A 4,256-nucleotide genomic window follows, 5' to 3' on the forward strand; every position below is an offset into this window, starting at 1 on the left:
CGGCCGCGCTCAGGTCAGCGAGTAGCGCACCGGAAGGTGTTTGAGGCCGCCCACGAAGGTGGTGGCGACCAATTCCGGATCACCGGTCAGTTCAATGGATTCCAGGCGGGGCAGCAACTCGGAGAAGAAACTGTTGACCTCCATGCGGGCCAGCGCCGCACCCATGCAGAAGTGCACACCGTAACCGAAGGCAAGGTGCTTGTTGGGGTCGCGACCGACGTCGAAGCGGAACGGATCGCTGAAGACGTCCTCGTCACGATTGGCCGAAACATAGGACAGCAGCACCGAATCGCCCGCGGCGATGGGCGCTCCCCGCACGGTGGTGTCTTTGGCGGCGGTCCGCATGAATTCCTTGACCGGTGTCACCCAGCGGATCATCTCCTCGGTGGCCAGCGGCATCAGGTCCAGGTTGTCGCGCAGGCGCCGGCATTGATCGGGGTTCTCGATAAGGGCGTGCAGCCCACCGGAAATGGTCGCGCTGGTGGTGTCGTGGCCCGCGGTGGCCACGATCAGGTAGTAGGACACCGTGTCGATGTCCGACAACGGTTCGCCGTCGACCCGGGCATTCGCGATCGCCGACGCCAGGTCCTCGGTCGGGTGCTCACGACGAGACGCCGTCACCCCGTTGAAGTACTGGAACATGTCGAACAGCGCCGGCAGCTGATCCTCGTTGGTGCTCCCGCGTTTGAATTCGGAGTCGTCACTGCCGAACAACTCCTGGGTCAGCTTGAGCATCCGCGGGAAATCGGCCTCGGGCAGCCCCAGCAGCGACATGATGACGTAGAGCGGGTAGTTGACCGCGACCTCCTGCACGAAGTCGCATTCTGGGCCGACCGCCATCATCTTGTCGACATAGGTCTTGGCTAGTTCGTCCACCCGAACCTTCAACGCCCGCATCGCCTTTGGGCGAAACCAGTCGGAGCCGATCGCGCGCACCACCCGGTGCTGCGGGTCGTCCAGGTGAATCAGCGTCCGCACCCCGGCGGCCGCCTGCATCTCGTCACCTTCGGCGGTGGTCAGCACCGGCCGGGGCCAGTTGGTGAAGAGCATGTTTTCGCGTTCGATATCCATGATGTCGGCGTGTTTGGTGATCGCCCAGAACGGCCGGTAATTCGGGACCTCTACCCACGACACCGGGGCGTTGGCGCGCAAGTGCGTCAGCGCGGCATGCAGCCGCCGCTCGTCGGTGTACGCCAACGGGTCCGCCAAGAGCTTCGCGGCCTCGTCCATCGTCGTTGCACTCACTGGTGAGACTCCTCGATTTGGGACGCCTGGTCGACCTCCCGACGAGCGGCGTCAGACATGCGGGTAACTTTACAGTAAGCAATCCAGTATGTGACCCTGCAACGTGGCGATCGCAAGCGCGGCGTAGCCGGGCGCGGCGGGTCGCCACCAAAGGACTGGTCGCGCGACGAATCTCCGTGAGGTAGGACATAGGAATGGCGAAAGCCCAGGATTGGGGAGAAACGCTCGAGGATCTCGAGCGGCGCCGCCGGCAGGCGTGGGACATGGGCGGGCCGGAGCGGCTGGACAAGCATCGCGGCAAGGGCAAGCTCGACGCCCGTGCGCGCATCGACTACCTGCTCGACCCGGGCACGTTCCGCGAGCTGGGCACCCTGGTCGGCGGCGAGATCGCGGCCGACGGCCTGGTTGTCGGCTCCGGGGAGATCAACGGCTCACCGGTGATGCTGGGGGCCGAGGATTTCACCACCATGGCGGGCAGCATCGGCCCCGGTGGCAACTCGAAGCGGTACCGCATCGCCGAACTGGCGGTCCGGGACAAGATTCCGCTGGTGATGCTGCTCGAGGGGGCCGGCTTCCGGCCCACCGGTGGCCATTACGGTCGGACCCCCACCGACCTGCTGGCCCAGGCGCAGTGCTCGGGCCGAGTCCCGACCGTCGCCGCCGTGCTCGGCCCCTCGGCCGGGCACGGCGCACTGGTGGCGCCGGTCTGCGACTTCCGGATCATGAGCAGGCAGGGAGCGATCTTTACCGCCGGACCGCCTGTCGTCAAAGAGTCCACCGGAGAAGAGATTTCGAAGGAGGACCTCGGTGGACCGACCGTCGCCCTGCCGAGCGGCGTGATCCACAATGTCGCCGAGGACGACGAGGCCGTCCTCGACGACGTCCGCCGCTATCTGTCCTACTTCCCGCCGAGCGCATGGTCCTATCCGCCGCCGCTGCCCGCCGACGAGGCCGCCGAGCCGCGGCAGACGCCGGAGTTGCTCGACATCGTGTCGCGGGACAACCGCCGCGTCTACGACATGCGCGCCGTACTCGACGTCATCTTCGACAGCCCAGACTGGTTCGAGGTGCAGCCGCAGTACGGCAAGGCGATCATCTGCGGGCTGGCCCACCTCGGCGGTCACCCGGTTGCGGTGGTGGCCAACCAGCCTCAGGTGCTGGCGGGCTCCATCGACGCCGACGCCGCCGACAAGGCCGCGCACTTCATCATGGTGGCCGACTCGTTCCACCTGCCCATCGTCTTCCTCGCCGACAATCCCGGCATGCTGCCCGGCAGCCGCTCCGAGCGCAGCGGCGTGCTGCGTGCCGGCGCACGGATGTTCGCCGCGCAGACGGCCGCCACCACGTTGAAGCTGCATCTGACGCTGCGCAAGGCGTACGGGTTCGGGTCGATGGTCATGTCGCTGTTGGGCTTCGACCATCAGGTCGCGACCTTCGCCTATCCCGGGGCGACGATGGGCGCCATGAGCGCCGCGGCGCTCAGCCGCGCGTCACACGCCGGCGAGGACCTCTCGGCCAAGCTGCGCAACGCCGAGCTGGAGGCGTCCTTCCGGTCGGCCGAACACATGGGCTTCGACGAACTCATCGATCCCCGGGAGACGCGCGACGCGTTGCTCGCGTCCTTGAAGCGCGGCCTGTCCAGCAGGCAGGCCGCCGCCGAACCGGTCACCCGGACCGTCATCATGCCGTGATTTTTTCTGCTCGCGCTACTTAGCGGCGCGGTAGGCCGCGACGATCGGCTCGAGCTCGTCGGGGGTGGCGCCGTGCATGATGAGCGCGTCGGCCCCGTAGTCGAATTCCTTGCGGATGCGATCCACACACTGCTGCGCGGACCCGGTGGCCGAGGGCTCCAGCCATTCCTCGGGGATCAGCGTCGCGATGTGCTCGATCTGCTCGGCGGTGCCCTTGTGATCGATCCCGCCCGCGATCGAGGTGACCACCGGGTCGTCGCGAAACCGTTGCAGCACAGCGGGATCCCAGTTGTTGGTTTGCACCAGCAGATCGCCGTAGCCCTGCAGGTAGGTGGCCAGCCGCGCCACGGTCTTCTTCAGCCGCAGTTCTTCGGGCAGATGGTCACCGACGGTGGCGAAGCACGACCACACCCGCACGCTGTCCGGGTCGCGGCCGGCCTTCTCGGCGGCCGACTTCACGGTTTTGACGCTGCGCTGCAAGGTCTCCGGGGTGAAATAGGTGTGCAGTACGACGTCGTCGAACACGCGCCCCCCGAGCGCGAGGGTGTTGGGACCGAAGGCCACCAGCGCCAGTCGAATATCCTCGTTGAAGTCGGGATCGAGAAACAGGATGGGGTACTTGCCCATCGGGCCGTCGTGATTGAAGATCAGCTCGCCATGCCACAGCCGCCGCATGACCTGGGCCCAGTCCTCCATCTGCGCCGTCGTCACCGCCGGGATGCCGAAGGCCCCGTAGATCGCGGCGATGCCTCGGCCGACGCCCAGGGTGAACCGGCCGCCCGACAGGCGATGCATCGTGGTCGCCCACGACCCGGTGATCAGCGGATGACGGGTGTTGTGATTGGTTGCGGCGGTGGCGATCTGCATCCGGTTGGTCACCGCGCAGGCCGCCCCGACCAGAGACGACGCCTCCTTGACATTCCACCGCTCTGAGATGAAGGCGGTGCCGAAGCCGAGTTCCTCGCCGCGGCGGGCCTCGTCCATCAACGTCGCCGGGCCCGCACCGCCCGCCCCGGCCAACAGGTAGAACCCCAATTCATCAAGCGTCCGGTCAGTCAATTCCAAACCCCTTGCTGGTAGCCGCCGTTCCACACCTCGGTTATCTTGCCATCGACGACGCGGAACACCTCGATGCTGGCGATATTGGTCTCGGTGCCGTCCTTGGTGGTGATCGTCGAGTCGTAGACGATCGCCACGTGCTCGCCGTCGTCGCCCTCGATGACGATGTTGAGGTCGAAGTGCAGCGAATCGGCCAGCTCCCACATGTCCACCACCCGCTGCACCGCTTCGGCGTGGGTCAGCGTGCGCGCACCACCGACC

Annotated in this window: 4 protein-coding genes; 1 reads left to right on the forward strand and 3 read right to left on the reverse strand. The window is 66.6% G+C overall.

Translation table 11 applies throughout. The features are described 5' to 3' along the window. Positions 1-9 precede the first annotated feature (9 nt). Complete coding sequence (locus A9W96_RS18810; RefSeq protein WP_067142005.1) at positions 10-1,230, reverse strand: cytochrome P450; 1,221 nt, start codon at positions 1,228-1,230, stop codon at positions 10-12. 209 nt (positions 1,231-1,439) lie between these two features. Here A9W96_RS18810 and A9W96_RS18815 point away from each other — a divergent pair, with 209 nt between their 5' ends. Continuing rightward, positions 1,440-2,936, forward strand: a complete 1,497-nt coding sequence (locus A9W96_RS18815; protein WP_067142008.1) for an acyl-CoA carboxylase subunit beta — start codon at positions 1,440-1,442, stop codon at positions 2,934-2,936. A gap of 15 nt (positions 2,937-2,951) precedes the next feature. On the opposite strand, the gene A9W96_RS18820 is transcribed toward A9W96_RS18815, so the two are convergent. Further along, a complete protein-coding gene (locus tag A9W96_RS18820; protein WP_082972448.1) occupies positions 2,952-3,995 on the reverse strand; it encodes a TIGR03857 family LLM class F420-dependent oxidoreductase in 1,044 nt (347 codons plus the stop codon). Then, positions 3,992-4,256 (reverse strand): nuclear transport factor 2 family protein (locus tag A9W96_RS18825; RefSeq protein WP_067142014.1); only part of this gene is annotated, 265 nt, incomplete at its 5' end. The genes A9W96_RS18825 and A9W96_RS18820, both read right to left, overlap by 4 nt.

Source organism: Mycobacterium sp. 1245852.3 (assembly GCF_001669335.1).
Classification (GTDB): domain Bacteria; phylum Actinomycetota; class Actinomycetes; order Mycobacteriales; family Mycobacteriaceae; genus Mycobacterium; species Mycobacterium europaeum_A.